Source organism: Parabacteroides sp. AM08-6 (genome assembly GCF_003473295.1).
GTDB lineage: Bacteria > Bacteroidota > Bacteroidia > Bacteroidales > Tannerellaceae > Parabacteroides.
Genome location: NZ_QRMP01000027.1, coordinates 502 through 18,750, shown reverse-complemented (window position 1 = coordinate 18,750; position 18,249 = coordinate 502). Strand labels below are relative to the sequence as shown.

At 40.1% G+C, this 18,249-nt stretch carries 13 protein-coding genes; 7 read left to right on the top strand and 6 right to left on the bottom strand.

All coding sequences use genetic code 11. The features are described 5' to 3' along the window. Positions 1 to 4: 4 nt before the first annotated feature. From DW103_RS14210 to DW103_RS14190, 5 genes are all read right to left on the bottom strand, one after another. Entirely contained in the window at positions 5 to 2,371 is a 2,367-nt protein-coding gene (locus DW103_RS14210; RefSeq protein ID WP_122277270.1) for a PAS domain-containing sensor histidine kinase, read from the bottom strand. 205 nt (positions 2,372 to 2,576) lie between these two features. After that, on the bottom strand, positions 2,577 to 6,038 hold the full coding sequence (locus tag DW103_RS14205; protein ID WP_122277268.1) for a DUF1080 domain-containing protein: 3,462 nt from the start codon (positions 6,036 to 6,038) through the stop codon (positions 2,577 to 2,579). Between the two features lie 18 nt (positions 6,039 to 6,056). Further along, a complete protein-coding gene (locus DW103_RS14200) occupies positions 6,057 to 7,313 on the bottom strand; it encodes a Gfo/Idh/MocA family oxidoreductase (protein ID WP_122277266.1) in 1,257 nt (418 codons plus the stop codon). A gap of 425 nt (positions 7,314 to 7,738) precedes the next feature. After that, positions 7,739 to 8,929 carry a hypothetical protein gene (locus DW103_RS14195; RefSeq protein ID WP_233545700.1) on the bottom strand — a complete coding sequence of 397 codons (1,191 nt, stop codon included), beginning with the start codon at positions 8,927 to 8,929 and terminating at the stop codon, positions 7,739 to 7,741. A gap of 160 nt (positions 8,930 to 9,089) precedes the next feature. Beyond that, positions 9,090 to 9,335, bottom strand: coding sequence for an RNA-binding protein (locus DW103_RS14190; protein WP_122277264.1), 246 nt, complete (start codon positions 9,333 to 9,335; stop codon positions 9,090 to 9,092). Between the two features lie 385 nt (positions 9,336 to 9,720). On the opposite strand from DW103_RS14190, the gene DW103_RS14185 reads away from it, so the two are divergent. The 7 genes from DW103_RS14185 to DW103_RS14155 all read left to right on the top strand — a co-directional run bounded on the left by DW103_RS14185 (position 9,721) and on the right by DW103_RS14155 (position 15,279). Next, a complete protein-coding gene (locus DW103_RS14185) occupies positions 9,721 to 11,013 on the top strand; it encodes an inositol-3-phosphate synthase (protein WP_122277262.1) in 1,293 nt (430 codons plus the stop codon). A 123-nt stretch (positions 11,014 to 11,136) separates the two neighbouring features. Continuing rightward, positions 11,137 to 11,610 (top strand): phosphatidylglycerophosphatase A, encoded by a 474-nt coding sequence (locus DW103_RS14180; protein ID WP_122277260.1) that lies wholly within the window; start codon positions 11,137 to 11,139, stop codon positions 11,608 to 11,610. After that, positions 11,595 to 12,101 carry a GtrA family protein gene (locus DW103_RS14175; RefSeq protein ID WP_122277258.1) on the top strand — a complete coding sequence of 169 codons (507 nt, stop codon included), beginning with the start codon at positions 11,595 to 11,597 and terminating at the stop codon, positions 12,099 to 12,101. The genes DW103_RS14180 and DW103_RS14175 overlap by 16 nt, the downstream gene beginning before the upstream one ends. Before the next feature lie 20 nt (positions 12,102 to 12,121). Next, a complete protein-coding gene (locus DW103_RS14170; RefSeq protein ID WP_122277256.1) occupies positions 12,122 to 12,808 on the top strand; it encodes a CDP-alcohol phosphatidyltransferase family protein in 687 nt (228 codons plus the stop codon). Further along, positions 12,805 to 13,737: a phosphatase PAP2 family protein gene (locus DW103_RS14165; protein WP_122277254.1), complete on the top strand. Its 933-nt coding sequence runs from the start codon at positions 12,805 to 12,807 to the stop codon at positions 13,735 to 13,737. The genes DW103_RS14170 and DW103_RS14165 overlap by 4 nt, the downstream gene beginning before the upstream one ends. 128 nt (positions 13,738 to 13,865) lie before the next feature. Continuing rightward, positions 13,866 to 14,666, top strand: coding sequence for a metallophosphoesterase (locus DW103_RS14160; RefSeq protein WP_122277252.1), 801 nt, complete (start codon positions 13,866 to 13,868; stop codon positions 14,664 to 14,666). Continuing rightward, complete coding sequence (locus tag DW103_RS14155) at positions 14,647 to 15,279, top strand: hypothetical protein (RefSeq protein WP_122277250.1); 633 nt, start codon at positions 14,647 to 14,649, stop codon at positions 15,277 to 15,279. Before DW103_RS14160 ends, DW103_RS14155 begins: the two co-directional genes overlap by 20 nt. Before the next feature lie 118 nt (positions 15,280 to 15,397). Here the strand turns inward: DW103_RS14155 and clpB are convergent, their stop codons facing one another. Beyond that, complete coding sequence (gene clpB / locus DW103_RS14150; RefSeq protein WP_122277248.1) at positions 15,398 to 17,986, bottom strand: ATP-dependent chaperone ClpB; 2,589 nt, start codon at positions 17,984 to 17,986, stop codon at positions 15,398 to 15,400. Between the last annotated feature and the right edge of the window lie 263 nt (positions 17,987 to 18,249).

The window sequence follows — 18,249 nt, the reverse complement described above, 5'->3', positions numbered from 1 at the left end:
CAAATTAGCGGGGTAAAGTAAACCAAAAACGGGAACCTTTTCCCGGTACAGACTTTACTCCTATTTTTCCTCCGAATTGTTCCACTATACTTTTGCAAATGGATAACCCCAATCCTGTTCCTTGCTTAAAACTATTTCCCTTATAAAAACGATCGAATACCCGTGCTGATATTTCAGGTGACATTCCTTCACCAGTATCAGTAACCGAATACTCTATTTCTCTAGGTCGAAGTTGATAATCAAGAGTAATAGAACCTTTTGCCGTATGCTTGATTGCATTATTGATAAAATTAGACAGTATTTGTGTCAATCGAATTCGATCACAAGTAATAACACATGAAGAAAGTCCAGGTGCTAAATTCAATGTAACATTTTCCGGTAATTTAATTCGCATGGATGTTACCAGTTCTTCACATGACTCCAACAAATCAAAACTGGAAAAATTTAATTCGAGTGCATTCGACTCTATTTTGGCTAGATCCAACACATCCGAAATTAACTGTAGCAACAAATCATTATTCTTTTGTATAATATCCACGAATTGCAGTTTTTCCTCCGGATCATCCGTATCAACTAACAATGTGGAAAAACCGACGATAGCATTCAACGGAGTACGAATCTCATGGCTCATATTTGCTAAAAAAGCTGATTTCAAACGATCTAGCTCTTCTGCCTTTTCACGTTGTTTCTGTATTTCCTTCAATTCAGTGATGTCATAATTCACACAAATCATTTCCAATTTTTTCGGATCAACCGATTGTGTATTCCGCATCACATTCACACGTACCCATTTCCAATCTTCTCCGGCCCGTATACGCAATTCTTTACGAATACTATTAGCTTTTCCTTGTTTTACCCGCTTGAAAAAATTCAACATAACTTGCCTGTCCTCAGGATGAACAGCTTTATACACACCAATAATATCCGGCAATGGTGTTCCATCTTTTTCTCCTAAATTTTGATACCATTGACTGATGGCATAACCATCATTTGTCAACAAATCAAATTTAGCATAACCAACTTTTGCAAAACTGCTGACAAGGCGAAAAAAATGTTCAAATTCTTCGATACGGTTATAAGCAACTGTCTTGTCCGTATTATCCAGATTTATAAACAGATAATTAATCAAATCTCCATGTGTATCATAGAGCATACTGACTTTTGTAAAGACATCAATATTACCTTCCCTATCTGTTTTATAATATTTGTTTACTACATCAAAAGAATAATTTACACGGAAAGTAGCAGGTTTTCGTTCCAACAATTTCTTTCGGACTTCTTCCGGAATAATTGGATTTTCAAAAATATTAAGTCCTAACACGCTTGCTTTTGACTCTATTCCGAATATTTCAATATCCATATTATTCAAATCGACCAAATAACCGTCTTTGTCATACAGCTCAATACCTGCTGGGATATTATTATAAATATTGCGCAATAGCCTTTCATTACAGTCCAAAGCCTCATTTATCCTTGCCATTTTCGTTATGATACTAATAATATTGGCTATAGAAGAAAGCCACTGGTAATCTTCAAGATTCCAAATACGATTTTTGACAATAATGTCAATCCCCATATATCCCCAAGCTTTTCCTTTTATAATTAAAGGCACCAATATCATAGAAAGAGTTCCTCTTAAACGTAAATAACGTTTTTCTTCTGCCGCTTCCGGAGGAAGTTCATCCAGATTATTTATCAGTACAGGATAAAGATTTTTTATTTTACGGGTAGACCAAGGCAATGTCGATACCGGAATATTTTGCAAAGAAGAGCGAACGGGGGAAACCCCTTCACTGCACACCTCGTATGTACAATTCAAAGTTTGTCCGTCATTCATATATTCCATAATACTGGCACGTCCTTTCGTATCTATCGAATTAAGAATCTCCGTAAGAACCAAATGGATAGATGTCGGCAAATCGTTTGTTTGAATAAACGAATGCAGGGAACGGGTAAGACTGCCTAAATGCCGGAGAAGGCCATTCAGTTGATCCTTAACTTTCAATTTATCCGCTTCTGAATCACTATAAGGGAGCAATTGCATAATACCCAATACATTAATTTTTCCCGTATCATCAATTTCCCGTTCACAGATTTTCGAACGGACAAATTTATAACCATAACACGTTAGAAGCGGAAATATTTGTTCATAAATACCAATTCCTTTAAAGAAAAGAAATTCTTTTTTTATACGTTCTTGGTAGTCTTCACGAATCAATGCTATAAAATCAGAAAAAGAAATCTTATCACTATGAAGTTGCATCAAACTAACCAAATAGTCTGAACAGATATAATACCCATTCTCAAAATCAGCTTGCCACCAACCAACCTGAGCTGTATCTAAAAACAAACGATATTTATCTATACTCATAGTGAAACAACTTACCTATATAGTGCAAAATTCGATATAAAATATTATATCCACAAATTTTACTTGGGTTAAAATTCAAGAGATTTCAATTAATACCATATAAAAAGAAACTGCCAGAGATAAAACCTACACTTTTACAATTATTATGGACTCAAAAGTGTTGTTATCCCAGACAGTTTCTTACTATCTAACCAAAAGCAAATTATTATTTCAGCTCTTTAATACGAATATTACGGAATTTAACCGGAGAACCATGACCTAAGAAACCAATGTGTCCCTTTTTATTGAAAAGTCCCGGATGTTCTTTATGATCTGCTGTCCCATTTTTTGTTGCCTCACGAATATTACCTTCCAAGATAACAACACCGTTAACTGTTACACGGATATTATCGCCATTCGCAACAATTTCTTCCGTATTCCATTCACCTACAGGCTTAAATGCACTATGATGATCGGGCTTCGCCGGAATAATACCGTATACGGAACCATGATGTTGTAACGGAGTGATATCCTTATAAATAGGATGTTCACAATCAAGTATCTGGATTTCCATACCGACATAAGCAGCATCTCCTTCCATCGGGGTACGAATACCAACTCCATTGTTAGCTCCCGGGGTTAATTGGAAATCAAAACGATAAATGAAATTACCATATTCTTTCTTAGTATATAAATTACCACCAAAACTTCTGCTCGGTATCATAGAAATACAGCCGTCTTCCAATGTATAATCAACTGTGTTACCCGTCCATTCATGCATATTGGTTCCATCAAACAAAATTTTGAAACCTTCTTTTACCTCTTCTGCTGAAAGTTTAAACGGTTCCTTACGTTCCAATTCTTTTACATACAGATTGCGATAATATACCTTACTGCCATGTGCCTGCAATTCAATTTGTTCAACCGGGAAAATAGGCTGGTTACGATCCCAATAATTTTCAAGGATAACATCATCCACTACTTTTTCACCGTTCAATACAACCGTTACGCGGTCACCTACCATTTTAATATAAAAGCTATTCCATTCTCCCAGCTTATTATCAGCGACTTTTGACGGTTTACTTTCATTCACCTGATTGTTGTATAATCCGCCGGAACCAACTTGTGCACCGACATTCACACGAGAAGTATCCCATATCTGAACTTGTGGCGTACCGCGGAGATAAATACCGGCATCCGCTTCGGGACCTGCAGGGTCAAGCATCCAGTCAACATACATTTCAAAATCACCATATTGCTTTTCTGTACACAAATTGTCATATCCTGTTCCTTCAAAGACAAGCAAACCATCTTCCACCTTCCAGTCTCTGCGCATATTCTCGTCCGCAGCAACCTGAGCTTTTGCAAGTTGAGCAGGCTTCATCTTGGCGCGAGCTATCGGATTCTCGACCAAACCTTTCCATCCAGTCAAATCTTTGCCGTTAAAAATAGATACAAAACCTTCTCCGGCAGGCATTTCAGCCAAATGTTTCTTAATCGCCTCTTTCTGATAACCGGCATCCGGATTGTCGAGTACCTGCATCACTTTATTCAGAAGTTCACGAACAATTGTTCCCGTATATTCCTTGTTACCCAAAGTTATATTCATTACGGCATTGGCAGCAGCCTGCTGAACCGGTTTTTGGTCCAAAAACTCACCGGCATATATCATACCCAAGAATGTACCAGTCCTTTCAATTTGTTTCAGGATAGCATTTTTCTGTTCGTCCGTACGAGCTATTTCCATTGCCTTACGCAGACGGAGAAGACGGTTTTCTCCGGTAAATACCGGATTGGAAACCAGCTTTACATAAGCATCCATTGCCGGTGCAAAATAACTGGAAGTCGGAGCATCCTTACAGATAGTATACAGTTCATCTGCAACTTCTACACCTTTCCAGTTCAATAATGCCTCAAATGCCGCATCACGTTGCTCACCTGTAGCAGAACGGAAACCTTTTACAATCGTAGCCAGAGCTTCCGGTTCTCCTGTCGATGATAATACAATATAATAAAGATATTTTTTATTATCTCCGGCCTGTATCATACGCCGGGATATTGTCTGCACCTGCTCTGCAGCTGGTAAAGAAGACAATGCGGAAATTACAGCACGTTGCATCGGAGGAATAGCCAACGCATCTGCTGTTTCAAGCATGCCACAGAGATTAGTCAAATCACGATCGCTGACAACATCTTTCAAGGCAACATAAGCAGCAGCTTTTACTTCCGGAGAGCCGGTATTAATCTGTTCCAATACTGCGTTCAAATTAGATGTAGCTTTACGCATTGCCAATAATTCAAGTCCGGCAATCTTACCGGCATTGCCTGCCTGTGGAATAACTTTAGCCACAGCTCCATCTATGTCGCCATTGAAAGCTGTTAAAGCATCCTGTCCTAACAAAACGACCTGGTTATCATCACTTACCAGCAAATTAGCCAATGACGGAATAACCGATTTGTCACCTATTTTAACCAATGTCCAGACAGCAGCTTCTTTCACTCCGTAATCTTCGTTCTTCAACTGTTCGACTAACAACTGCTTAGCCGGAAGATCAAAACGGATTTCAAGATTTTGAATAATATCATGTTGAGACGGTCTTTTTGCCTCACGACCAATCCAATTGAGGATATCAATCTTAACCTCCGGTTTTGCTTTTGCCATCAGTTTCATCAATTCAACATACATTTCCTGGTTAGCCTGATCTGATGCATAATTCAAAGCAGCATTCCGATAACCTTTATCAGCATCCTTCATGGCTGCAGTAACCAATTTAATCACATCCTTTTCCTTCTGTAAAGAAAGAAGGATTTGCAAAGCAGCCTCCCGACTCTGTTGCGCACCTGCTTTTGTTGCCTTTTTCATCAAATCCTTGGCTGCTTTTTCCGCAGTGGCCAAATCACCCTGCCCAGCTATTCGTTTAATCAAAACAATATATGCCTCATTTGCACCGGACTTATCCATTGTATAGCCTACCTTAGCAGCAGCATCCGCCAATTCATTGAGAGAAGCTTTGGAACCAACACGGCTCAATGCATACAAAACTTCTTTTTGCATATTGGGGTCTGACGATCCCAACAGAGCTTTCAATGCTTCTTCAGAACCCTCTACCTGAGCTTGGGCAATTGCACGGATTATATCTTTTTGCGTTTTAGGAGTTCCAGAACGGCGCATTAAAGAAGCTAATAACGCTTTCCCGGCATTCTCCGTACCTATAGATGAAAGAGCTCTTGCAGCAGGACCACTCAAGTTCTCGTCATTCAAATAAGAGACCAATGTCTCCACACTTTCATCTTTGCCTAAAATTTGAAGCTGACGAATAATAAACGCTTTCGTTTCGCGCTCGTTCGTCATTTCCAAAGCTTTTATATAAGCTTTCGCAGTTGCCAAACGGGCATTTTCCTGCCCTTTTGCCATTACATAATGTGTCAAACCGCTCAATGCATAATCCACATTCGAATTGCTACCCTTACCCGGTGCATTTATCATATTTACCAGCATCAAAACACCTTCATCACCGGTAGAGCTCAAATCACTTATTAGTTTATCATACTCCGCCTGTTTATCCGCCGGCATCTGAGCCAACACATCGGCTGCAATCGTTTTGGCCGTTCGATTGGCCGGAGCTTGTGCCATCAGCATGCTTCCACATAGCAGTAAGGCAGTTATTGATATATATGCTTTTCTCATAAGAAATTACTTTTTATATTAAATATTCCATGGTGACCGCATTGGCTGGTCCAACAAACGATTGGCAGCTTCATCGTCTATAAATTCGAGTTTCACAGGATCAAAATTCAATGTGCGGTTCAGACGAAGCGCCACAGCTCCCATATTTACAATAGTAGCCGAACGGAACCCATTACGTTCGTTCAAAGCAAAAGGTTGACGTGTTCTTATACATTCAATAAAATCTGTCACCTGAGGTTCAGGTTCAGGATAATCTGCCAATTTTCTTTCCCAATCAGGGATATCACACACAAAATTCTTGTAAACATTTCCTTTAGGTCCCGAAATATAAGGAGTATTGGGATCCCCAAAGTCGCCTCCCCAGAGAACTATCTGACAACCATCATCGTATGTATATGTAATTGAACGCCAAGTTCCGACAGCATCCGGGTGTTGTTGCGGAGCATCCACTTCCACTTTCACAGGGCTGGTATCATCTTTTCCTAATATATATTGCACAGGATCTATATAATGTTGTCCCATATCTCCCAGTCCACCGCCGTCATAATCCCAATAACCACGGAATGTCTGATGTACACGATGTGCATTGTAAGGCTTGTATGGGGCCGGTCCTAACCACATATCATAATCCAGTTCGGAAGGAATGGATTGTGGTTCCAAATATTCTTTTCCAACCCAAAAGAACTTCCAGTCAAAACCGGTATGTTTACTAATCGTCACTTTCAACGGCCAACCCAACATTCCGCTTTGTACAAGTTTTTTCAAAGGTTTAACAGGGGTACCCAAACCATAAAAAGGATCAGCAAAACGGAACCAAGTATTTAAACGGAACATGCGTCCATACTGCTTCATTGCCTCCATCACCCGCTTACCTTCTCCAATCGTCCGTGTCATTGGCTTCTCACACCAAATATCTTTACCGGCTTTAGCAGCCTCAACCGACATAATACCATGCCAATGCGGTGGCGTGGCGATATGTACGATATCGACATTTGAATCCAGTATCAAATCTCGAAAATCATGGTAAGCAGCTATATTCTCCTTTACCAATTTTTTTCCTAACTCTAAATGATTTTTGTCTACGTCACAAACTGCAACTAAACGAGTACCACCATAATTTACATGGCCTCGTCCCATACCGCCTGTTCCAATAATACCTTTGGTGAGTTGATCACTTGGGGCAATATACCCGTTTCCCAACACGTGACGCGGCACAATAGAGAAAAGTGCAACACCTCCAAGGGTTTTAAGAAAGTCCCTTCTGTTCGTCTTCATGGTAATAATTTAATTTATATCAATTCTAATTACTTATTGTTCAAAAGCAATCTATTTACAAAGATATTAATTTTTTGACAATCCTTGTAAATATTTGCGCGTTTTTAAATACAGTTGCATAAAATCCTACCTGATTCATGTTAAAAACGAGGCAAACTAAAAAATAAGGTTATCTTTGCAGACACATCATTCTCTTCCGATTATATTCCCGTTCAGGGAAATTCAGGAATTCTCATTTTTAACCATGCAATTTTACTTTCAACATATATTGAATTCAAAATAGACAATTGTCTTTCTTGAAAACAACAATTGTAGTTTTTAGTTTCAACATATATGGAAACTAAAATCCCTCACATGGAAAATCACTTAAGCACGGATGCTTTTTCTGAAAAGGATGTAAGAATTTTCGGAAAGATAAGATTGGTTTAGAACCTCTTTATCAGGAAAGAAGGATTGATACGCAGATAAATACCAACAGAGATATCGGTATAACTCTTAATAGGAAAGGTATCGCCATTTGCAATAACACGCATTGTACCGGCAGATTGTTGGTAAACGTCCAAATCTAGCCCCATTGAAAAACCCTTTGCAAATTCACGCGAATATTCCAGACCAATATAAAACGAAGTGGGGTCCTCAAACACAAACCCCTCATACTTAGTAGATAATGCGCCATAAGAAGGGAAACCGAACAAAGACACAAATTCATGGCATTTCCAATAAGAAGTTTTTATCCGGAAATCATAAATATCGGCAGAGGCACGAGCATACAAACCATAACCCGAATCAAATGGCAATAAACTACCCGACTGTTGGGTATATCCGGCAGCGTCAAACTCCAGATTAACATTCTTGAATACGGGATGCCCAGTATTCCAAAGGGCACCAATCCCGGCAGCTCCATTCAACAAAGTCGCGACGGAATGAATTTCAATCAACTCCCCCCCCCGATGTTGCCCTGTTCCTTGTACCGGCAGGTAAAAATGAAAACAGGATTCCGGATCATTAAATTTAACGCGGGTGGATACCCCAAAGGAGAATGCCTCCTGATGCGTATCATCTTTAAAGATAAAACTTTCCCAATTTAACCAAGTATCCAAATCAAAGAAACGGGAATTATAAAGAAACTGCAATCCCATTTCCGGATCAGCTGTCAAATTCAATTCCGGGAAATACAAAGGTTCAATTAAATTATGGTTGGCTCCTCCATAAATATCTCCTAATACAATATTCACATGCTCCGACAAAGCCACTTGTGCACGGAAAAAAGGGAGAACATGAAGTCCTTTTTGATATTGGTCTCCTTTCCAGGTTGCAATATCCTGATAGGCCACATTCGGGTAACGGTTGGCACCCCAAAAACGCAACATATGTACACCAGCCTCCACTTTTATTATATCGAGTGGATAATAAACAGCTTTTGTTTGCAACCACAATCCCGGAAGCGAATATCCTTTTATATAATAGCTAGAAAACTCATTATCCTTGAAGAAACTCAGGTTATCAACATCAATCGATAATTCCCCTTTCTTTTCTGGATCTATCCGATAATCAGTCTTAAAAACACGTTCCGATATCTGCGCATATACAACAGCACTCAGCGATGAACCTGTCATAAACAGTAAAACAAAAAGAAGCAACCGACGGCGCGACTTGAGAAAAAAAGTTTTCATTTGCTGTAAATTTCCTGCAAACGTAAGCATTTATGAGGAATAAATAAAAAAACGGGGATACAGATTTCTCCGTATCCCCGTTGCTATTCGTTTGATGTTTATCTTAACGTCTGGGAGTAGCTTCCTTTACAACCATCTGGCGGCCTTCATATTCAGCCCCATTCAGTTCTTCAATTGCATTTTTCGCTTCATTTTCGTTAGGAAGTTCTGCAAAAGCGAAACCTTTGGAACGACGTGTGTCACGGTCGATGATTAATTTTACTGAGTCTACTGTTCCATACTCTTCCAGTACCTGTTGCAGGTCTGATTCTCTAACCCGATAGTTCAGGTTACCAATGTAAATATTCATACAAAAAATGATATAAAATAATTAATAAAAAAATTAAAACAACAAAGCTTGAGAGAAAGCCTATTTCTACAAAATTATATTCAAATGAATATCACATCGGAGATAAAGAGCAATACAAACCGTTTTGTTTGTCTGTGCAAAGGAAAGGAATAAATACGGATATCGCACCATAAATATCGAATCAATTACTTAATAATATCAAAAACAAGAAAAATCAATAACTCCAGATAGGTCAAAAGCAATGAATTTTCAGGAAGCCATCCCCATCCAATATGTAAAATAGCCTTAAATTATAACGTTTTTGACCAATTAACACGCATGCAGGTCTTTTTTCTCCCAATAATAAGAGTTAATTTTGCCCCATTATTTTTGAACTTAATTTGACATGGAAAAAATCGAAGTGAAAGAAGCCAAGGGTAAACTTGGTATTCTTGTTGTTGGTGTAGGTGGTGCTGTAGCGACTACTATGATTACAGGTACACTGGCTGCCCGCAAGGGTTTAGCCCAACCCATCGGCTCTATTACACAATTAGCCACGATGCGGATGGAGAACGGTGAAGAAAAACGCATCAAGGATATCGTACCTTTAGCGGATTTAAACGATATCGTTTTCGGCGGATGGGATATCTTCCCTGATAATGCATACGAAGCCGCCATGTATGCAGAGGTGTTAAAAGAAAAAGACCTGAATGGCGTAAAAGACGAATTGGAGGCTATCAAGCCAATGCCCGCTGCTTTCGACCACAATTGGGCTAAACGTCTGAACGGCACTCATATCAAGAAAGCGGCTACACGCTGGGATATGGTTGAACAATTACGTCAGGATATCCGTAACTTTAAAGCCGCAAACAACTGCAACCGCATCGCTGTATTGTGGGCGGCAAGCACAGAAATCTACATTCCTTTGTCAGACGAACATAAATCACTTGCCGCACTGGAAAAAGCAATGAAGGAAAACAACACTGAAGCTGTTTCTCCAAGTATGTGCTATGCCTATGCTGCCATTGCAGAAGGCGCTCCGTTCATCATGGGAGCACCTAATCTATGTGTGGATACTCCCGCAATGTGGGAATTTTCTAAAAAAATGAATGTACCTATCTCGGGTAAAGACTTCAAGAGCGGTCAGACTTTAATGAAAACGGTTTTGGCTCCTATGTTCAAGACTCGTATGTTGGGTGTAAACGGTTGGTTCTCTACCAATATTTTAGGAAACCGCGACGGAGAAGTGTTGGATGATCCTGCAAACTTCAAGACGAAGGAGGTTAGTAAATTATCTGTCATCGACAATATCTTCGAACCTGAAAAGTATCCGGAATTATACGGTAACGTTTATCATAAGGTTCGTATCAACTACTATCCACCTCGTAAAGACAACAAAGAAGCATGGGACAACATCGACATCTTCGGATGGATGGGATACCCGATGGAAATAAAGGTTAACTTCCTTTGCCGCGATTCTATCCTGGCTGCTCCTATCGCACTCGACCTCGTGTTGTTTAGCGACTTGGCTATGCGTGCAGGCATGTGCGGTATCCAGACTTGGCTGTCATTCTTCTGCAAAAGTCCGATGCATGATTTCGAGCATCAGCCCGTACACGATTTGTTCACCCAGTGGAGAATGGTAAAACAAACTTTACGTGATATAATTGGTGAAAAATCCCCCAGCTACCTGGATTAATAAAAGTATAAACCATATGGGGGTAACGTGTTAGCCCTATAGTTCTATAAAACTTTCCTCTTGCAATAAAGGGGAAAGTTTTATTATTTTCATAACTTTGTCCCTCTTTAACAAATAGACAAGATGAAAAAAGTACCCCTTTTTCATATTATAATAGCCACAGGTTTCGGTTCCGGCTTTTCGCCGGTTGCTCCGGGAACCGCAGGTGCTCTACTGGCTACTGCCATCTGGATTGTTTGTTCCTATCTTGTTCCGTTTTATCTGATTGGAATGTTGACGGCAGCGTTAATCATCATTTTCACGATAGCCGGCATCTGCTCAGCCAATGCAGTCGAACCTATATGGGGAAAAGATCCGTCGCGAGTGGTTGTAGACGAGATGGTTGGTGTTTGGATTCCTTTATTGGCTGTCCCGGAAAGAAACTGGTGGTATGTACTCGCCGCATTTATTTTATTCCGGCTGTTCGACATTTTCAAACCGCTGGGAGTGCGCAAAATGGAAAGTCTTAAAGGAGGAGTTGGTGTAATGATGGATGATATACTGGCTGGTATATACAGCCTCATCCTCTTAATCGGTGCAAGATGTTTGATTGGATAAAGAAAGGGGCTAAGGCTTTTTCCGAAAAGGGAGGAATTTTCATGTTCATGCGAGCCCAGTTCTCTTCCCAAATAGCCAGTATTTCAGATTTCATTATCACCATTTTATTGGTTAAATTATTTGGCATTTACTATGTATACGCTACATTCCTCGGTTCCGTCTGCGGCGGTATCGTAAATTGCGTGGTCAATTATAAATGGACATTCAAATCAAGAGAATGCAAAAAGAGATATGTCTTTTTTAAATATGTTTTGGTATGGATAGGCAGTATTGTATTGAATACTTACGGGACTTACTTTTTGACGGAAACAATCAGCAAAAGCCCATGGGTCAGAGAAATATTGAAGCATTACATCGACGATGTGTTCGTTTTCTCCAAAATTGTGGTTTCACTGCTCGTCGGTTTTCTTTGGAATTACAATTTACATCGTATATTTGTTTATAAAAACTGCAACATCCGGAATATATTTCCACGGAGTAGAGAAAAATAAAATAAAACAAAATAACAAATATGGCAGCTTTTAAAATTTTCAGAGATTGGGCACAACAGATGATTTACAAAATCATCAATCCAATCGTACGCGGAATGATAAAAATAGGCATTACGCCTAATTTTATCACAACAACAGGACTAGTCCTGAATATAGTAGCAGCATGTATCTTCCTTTACGCAGGTATGGAAGGTGAACGAGGGGATTTTTCTTATGTCGGCTGGGGAGGCGGCATCATCCTGTTTGCAGGATTATTCGATATGATGGACGGGCAAGTGGCACGTATCGGCAAGATGAGTTCCACTTTCGGAGCTTTGTACGACTCGGTACTGGACCGTTACAGTGAATTGACTGTATTTTTCGGTATCTGTTTTTACCTGATTAACCAAGGATATGTAATCAGTTCCATTATTGCTTTTATTGCTTTAATCGGTTCTCTGATGGTCAGCTATGTCAGAGCACGTGCCGAAGGATTGGGTTTGGATTGCAAGGTAGGATTCATGCAACGTCCCGAACGAGTAGTACTGACCGGTCTCGGTGCTTTATGTTGCGGTATTTTTGCCCCGATGATGACTGAAAGTAAAGTCTTCGAACCCATTATGATTTTTGTAATTCCCCTGTTTTTCGTTGCCATTTTCTCGAACGTGACAGCATTCGCGCGTTTGGAACATTGCCGTAAGTTGTTGAACAATAAAGATAACCAATGATAAACAAAAAGACATTTCCTTCAGGAAAAGAAACAATAATTGTTATTGGCATCACAATACTGTTTCTGATGCTGACAGCTGTAGCCGTAGGGCTTCGTCCGGAACATATCTTGATTTCGATACTGTTTTTACTGCTATTTTTCGCAAGTCCCGTTACCCGTAAACTGGCAGTCGGACTATTGCCTTTCATCATTTTTGCCATTTCATACGACTATATGCGGGTTTATCCTAATTATCAGGTCAACCCGATAGATGTTGAAGGATTATATAACCTGGAAAAGAGTTTATTCGGGATAAACGAAAATGGCAACATCCTGACTCCCTGTGAGTTTTTCGCTATTCACAATTGCAAGGTTGCCGACTTTTTCGCCGGTATTTTCTACCTCTGCTGGGTACCTGTGCCCATAGCCTTCGGATTATGGCTATATTTTAAGGACAGGGGTCTGTACTTACGTTATTCAATGGTATTTCTATTCGTCAATTTGATTGGTTTCGCGGGGTATTATATTCATCCGGCAGCTCCCCCTTGGTATGCAATCAATTACGGCTTTGAAGCGGTATTAAACACGCCGGGAAACGTAGCCGGATTAGGTCGGTTCGATGCTTTAACGGGACTTTCCATATTCGACTCCATCTACGGACGAAATGCGAACGTCTTTGCAGCTGTTCCGTCACTGCATGCAGCTTATATGGTTGTCGCACTGGTTTATGCCATCATCAAAAGATGTAATGCAATCGTTATCACGCTCTTTGCCATTATTATGCTGGGTATCTGGTCGACAGCGGTTTATACCTCCCATCATTATATTATTGACGTGACATTGGGAATAGGTTGTGCCCTGCTTGGTATTTTCGTCTTCGAAAAAGGGCTTTTAAAACTTTCCGGTTTCCGGAATTTCTTCAATCGCTATTACCATTATATCCAATAGACATACAACCAAAAACATTTACTACTAACTACAAAAAAACAGTATTTAGACCATTACAAGCTAAATACTGCCCTTTTCCAACATACAAAAACGTCCTAAATTTGTATAAAAAATCAGGACGTTTTTATATGTTGAAACAAATAATACCTTTTTTTCTTTTCACATTGCTGACAGCATGCGAGTTGATAGATTATCATCCATACGATGGAAGACTTCATACAAAAGAGCGTGATATCAATGCCAAAAACATACGCATTATTGAAGCAAATACGCAAAACAGCGATACCATCCGCTTTGCCTTTATCGGTGATACGCAACGTAATTACGACGAAACCGTCGATTTTGTCAAACACATCAATCAAAATGACAGCATCGACTTTATCCTTCACGGCGGCGACATAGCCGATTTCGGGATGAAGAAGGAATACGAATGGACCATCGATATTCTGGGCAAACTAAAAGCCCCCTATGTAGCCCTTATAGGCAACCATGACATCATTGGAAATGGCGACCAAGTGTACAAAGCACTTTTCGGGAACGAAAATTTTTCATTCATTACGAATGATATCAAATTCGTATGTTTGAATACCAATGCCATCGAATATGATTATTCGCATCCCGTACCTGATTTTGAATTCATAAAAAACGAATTTCAGGACAGTACCCGCTTTAAACGAACTATCGTCGTAATGCATGCGCCTCCGGGCAATGAACAGTTCAATAACAATGTAAAAGATGTATTCCAACTGTACATCAAGCAATTCCCTTCATTGATATTCTGCCTGCATGCGCACAACCATAATTTGTCTGTCAATGATTTATTCAATGACGGCATTTTGTATTTCGGATGCAGCAATATTGCCAAACGTAATTACATGCTGTTTACAATCACCCCAGACAACTATACCTATGAAGTTATCGACTTTTAAAATATTGCTTTTGCTCTTTCTATTCTCCCATACGGCCAAGGCCCAGGAAGAAAATGACCGTTACAGTAAACGTGTCCAGAAATATTCATCCAACTGGCAAAAAATAATTCCCCGTTATGCTAAAATCCAGTTTGCCGGCTCTATGGGTATGCTCTCTATCGGTCCAGGTTGGAATTATGGGAATAATCACTGGGAAACAGATATGCTGTTAGGTCTCGTTCCCCGCAATGCAGACCGGCATGCCATGGCAACATTTACATTGAAGCAAAACTATATTCCCTGGAATATCCCGATAGGAGAACATTTTTCATTCGAGCCTCTGAGTTGCGGACTCTATTTCAACACTCTATTCGACCGTGATTTCTGGGTAAGAGAACCGAGTCGTTATCCGGACGGATACTACGGTTTTTCAACGCGAATCCGTTCACATGTATTTATGGGAGAACGTTTTACGATTAATCTACCACACAATAGGAGCTGGCATAAGTCCATCACTTTCTTTTATGAACTCAGTACCTGCGATTTATATCTGATTAGTGCTTTCGGGAACAGTTATCTGAAACCTAAGGATTATTTAAGCCTATCGTTCGGTATCAAACTACAGATACTATAAGAATATTCGTCCGATAGAAAAACGATACTTCCTGTTTTTTCCAAAAAGAAAAGGCTTCACTTCCTCTGTGGAAGCAAAGCCTTTTACACACATATATCTATCAAACCAACACTTATTCTCAGTTCTTAAACTCCAAGCCACTGCCGTTACTGTCAATTGTAATTGGGCGGTCCTTGTTTATCTTACCACCCAAAAGTTCCTTCGACAGTTCGTTCAACACATACTTCTGAATAACACGTTTTACCGGACGAGCACCAAACTGCGGATCGTAGCCTTTATCAGAGATGAAAGCTAAAGCTTCATCTGTAAAGTTCAGAGAGATACCGTTTTGAGCTAACATTTTCTTTACGCTGTTCAGTTGTAAAGAAACAATCTGACGAATTTCCTCTTCGTTAAGCGGTGTAAACATGATAATATCATCGATACGGTTCAAAAATTCCGGCCGAATAGTCTTTTTCAACAATTCCAAAACCTGGATTTTCGTTTCATCCACTACCCTATCATGCGTCTCCGGCGTCATCTTTTCAAAGTTTTCACGTATCAAGGATGACCCCATATTGCTGGTCATAATGATAATCGTATTCTTGAAGTTAACGACACGTCCCTTATTGTCCGTCAGACGGCCATCGTCGAGTACTTGCAAAAGAATATTGAAAACATCCGGATGCGCTTTTTCGATTTCATCAAATAAAACAACCGAATAAGGTTTGCGCCGGATAGCTTCCGTCAACTGCCCCCCTTCATCATATCCCACATATCCCGGAGGTGCCCCAATCAGACGAGTCGCACTGAATTTCTCCTGATATTCGCTCATATCGATACGAGTCATCATATTTTCGTCGTCGAACAGATATTCAGCCAAAGCCTTGGCTAGTTCTGTCTTACCAACACCCGTCGTACCTAAAAAGATAAACGAGCCAATCGGACGTTTCGGGTCCTGCAATCCGGCACGGCTACGACGTACGGCATCTGCAATCGCGCTAATGGCCTCTTCCTGCCCAATTACACGAGTATGAAGCTCAGATTCAAGGTGAAGCAGTTTCTCTTTTTCACTCTGCATCATTTTGCTGACAGGAATACCGGTCCAACGGGATACCACATCCGCAATATCTTCGCTATCAACCTCTTCCTTAATCATGGCAGCAGCCCCTTGCATTGTTCTCAACTTTTCCTGCACTTCCTTGATTTCTTCTTCCTTCTGCTTGATTTTACCATACCGGATTTCGGCTACACGGCCATAATCACCCTCACGTTCGGCTTTATCAGCTTCGAACTTTAAACTTTCGATATCAATCTTATTTTGTTGAATCTTATTTATCTGTTCCTTTTCACTCTGCCATTGCGCTTTCTGCTTCGTTTCTTCCTCTTTCAAATCGGCAATTTCCTTGTTCAGTTGTTCCAATTTCACTTTGTCGTTTTCACGCTTAATGGCTTCCCGTTCGATTTCAAGCTGTTTGATACGACGAGAAACTTCATCCAGCGACTCCGGCACAGAATCAATCTGCAAACGAAGACGAGCAGCCGCTTCATCCATCAGGTCGATAGCCTTATCCGGCAAAAAACGATCCGTAATATACCGTGTAGATAACTGTACGGCAGCAATAATCGCATCATCTTTAATACGAACCTTATGGTGATTTTCATATTTTTCTTTCAAACCACGCAAGATGGATATGGCATCCAATTCGTTCGGTTCATCCACCATAACAATCTGGAAACGACGTTCGAGTGCTTTGTCCTTTTCAAAATATTTCTGATATTCATCCAAAGTCGTAGCGCCGATGGACCTCAATTCGCCACGTGCCAAAGCAGGTTTCAGAATATTAGCGGCATCCATGGCCCCTTCTCCTTTTCCGGCTCCAACCAATGTATGGATTTCATCAATAAAAAGAATAATTTCGCCCTCCGATTTTGTCACTTCGTTCACGACAGCTTTCAGACGTTCCTCAAATTCACCCTTGTATTTTGCCCCGGCAACCAGTGCTCCCATATCCAGCGAGAAAATCTGTTTGGATTTTAAGTTTTCCGGTACATCGCCACGCACAATACGGTGTGCAAGTCCTTCTGCTATAGCCGTTTTACCGACACCAGGCTCACCAATCAAAATCGGATTGTTTTTTGTACGACGACTCAATATCTGCAAAACACGACGAATTTCATCGTCCCTCCCGATTACCGGGTCCAGCTTACCACTCCGGGCACGTTCATTCAGATTAATAGCGTATTTACCCAAAGCATCATAAGTATCTTCTGCCGATTGGCTCGTCACTTTATTTCCTTTTCGCAACTCTTCTATAGCCTGACGCAATTCATTTTCAGTCACGCCGGCATCTTTCAAGATTTGAGAAGCTGTACTTTTTTCTGTAAAGAGAGCTAGAAAAATCGGTTCCAAAGAAACATATTGGTCTCCCATTTTGGAAGAATAATCGATTGCTTTCTGCAATATTGCGTTTGCTTCACTGGACAAATAAGGTTCGCCGCCGGAAACCTTCGGTAAAGAGCTGATTTGTGCATCCAATACACGATTCAAATTCTGGATATTTACCCCCAGTTTCTGAAAGATGAAATTGGTCACACTTTCACCCGTCATAATGACACCTTTCAGCAAGTGAACCGCCTCGATAGCCTGCTGCCCGTTTTGAGTAGCGAGCTGTACGGCCTGCTGAACAGCCTCCTGTGCTTTAATTGTAAAGTTATTTAAATTCATATAGTTATACTCCTTTCTATTTTCTTCTTATTTTTAATTTTCATTTATCTTTCTACAAAATAAATACCAGAGTTAAAACATGACATTTTGTCCGAATATTCAACTATCGCTAAAAAAATATCTATCGTAAAGTCTATGTGCTGGAATTTATGACAGAAACACAAACATTCGGTATGAAAACAAGAGGAGACGGAAAAAAGTTTAAGAAAAAGGAGTTCGCCGTTATATCTTTGACAGGTGACAGAATGTTCATCATTAAAGTG

Excerpts from the sequence above, each read along its gene's own strand:
- DW103_RS14210 (WP_122277270.1), bottom strand. The coding sequence starts at position 2,371 with ATGAGTATAGATAAATATCGTTTGTTTTTAGATACAGCTCAGGTTGGT.
- DW103_RS14205 (WP_122277268.1), bottom strand. The coding sequence starts at position 6,038 with ATGAGAAAAGCATATATATCAATAACTGCCTTACTGCTATGTGGAAGC.
- DW103_RS14200 (WP_122277266.1), bottom strand. The coding sequence starts at position 7,313 with ATGAAGACGAACAGAAGGGACTTTCTTAAAACCCTTGGAGGTGTTGCA.
- DW103_RS14195 (WP_233545700.1), bottom strand. The coding sequence starts at position 8,929 with ATGACAGGTTCATCGCTGAGTGCTGTTGTATATGCGCAGATATCGGAA.
- DW103_RS14190 (WP_122277264.1), bottom strand. The coding sequence starts at position 9,335 with ATGAATATTTACATTGGTAACCTGAACTATCGGGTTAGAGAATCAGAC.
- DW103_RS14185 (WP_122277262.1), top strand. The coding sequence starts at position 9,721 with ATGGAAAAAATCGAAGTGAAAGAAGCCAAGGGTAAACTTGGTATTCTT.
- DW103_RS14180 (WP_122277260.1), top strand. The coding sequence starts at position 11,137 with ATGAAAAAAGTACCCCTTTTTCATATTATAATAGCCACAGGTTTCGGT.
- DW103_RS14175 (WP_122277258.1), top strand. The coding sequence starts at position 11,595 with ATGTTTGATTGGATAAAGAAAGGGGCTAAGGCTTTTTCCGAAAAGGGA.
- DW103_RS14170 (WP_122277256.1), top strand. The coding sequence starts at position 12,122 with ATGGCAGCTTTTAAAATTTTCAGAGATTGGGCACAACAGATGATTTAC.
- DW103_RS14165 (WP_122277254.1), top strand. The coding sequence starts at position 12,805 with ATGATAAACAAAAAGACATTTCCTTCAGGAAAAGAAACAATAATTGTT.
- DW103_RS14160 (WP_122277252.1), top strand. The coding sequence starts at position 13,866 with ATGTTGAAACAAATAATACCTTTTTTTCTTTTCACATTGCTGACAGCA.
- DW103_RS14155 (WP_122277250.1), top strand. The coding sequence starts at position 14,647 with ATGAAGTTATCGACTTTTAAAATATTGCTTTTGCTCTTTCTATTCTCC.
- clpB (WP_122277248.1), bottom strand. The coding sequence starts at position 17,986 with ATGAATTTAAATAACTTTACAATTAAAGCACAGGAGGCTGTTCAGCAG.